Source organism: Haloferax sp. AB510, assembly GCF_024136985.1.
Classification (GTDB): domain Archaea; phylum Halobacteriota; class Halobacteria; order Halobacteriales; family Haloferacaceae; genus Haloferax.
Genome location: NZ_JAMYJY010000238.1, coordinates 1 through 594, shown reverse-complemented (window position 1 = coordinate 594; position 594 = coordinate 1). Strand labels below are relative to the sequence as shown.

The window sequence follows — 594 nt, the reverse complement described above, 5'->3', positions numbered from 1 at the left end:
CCGAGGGCCTCCCCGCGAATCCGGTCGGGCGCGAGCCGCGTCACCATCCCGGTCGCCGTCACCGCGATGACCGCCCACGTGACGCCGATGACGAGGAACGTCGCGCCGAGGGTGACGAGCGCGGCGAGCGCCGCGAGCTGCGTGCCGACGACCGCCACCGCCGGGAAGGCGAGTCCACGGGTCGCCAGCGCGCCGGCCTGCAGGCGACGTGGGTCGTGTCGCGCCGCGAACGCGCCGACCTTCGCGTAGCTCACTGCCGACCCGAGACTGGACAGGACGAACAGGGCGAACACCTCGTCGGCGGACCGGCCGGAGCCGACGAGGTACGCGGGCAGCGGCCCGAAGAAGACCGAGAAACCGACGAAAAACAGCGTCGCGGCCGCGAGGTACCGGAGGAGTTCGGGGCTCATCCGCGCTCGGAGGTCGTCGAGGTCGAGGCTCTGGAGCGCCCAGTAGAGCCGCGAGGGGCCGTACGGGACCGCGCGGACCGAACGCCCGACGAGGCCGCTCTGCCGGCGGATACTGGCCGAGACGCGGGCGAACCGCCGCGCCGACATCGTCGAGCGCTCGGGGTACCAGACGCGGACGAGGACG

General features: G+C 73.6%; 1 protein-coding gene. It reads right to left on the bottom strand.

All coding sequences use genetic code 11. The features are described 5' to 3' along the window. A partial coding sequence (locus NKF06_RS20795; protein ID WP_342766463.1) for an MFS transporter occupies positions 1 to 594 on the bottom strand: 594 nt, incomplete at both ends.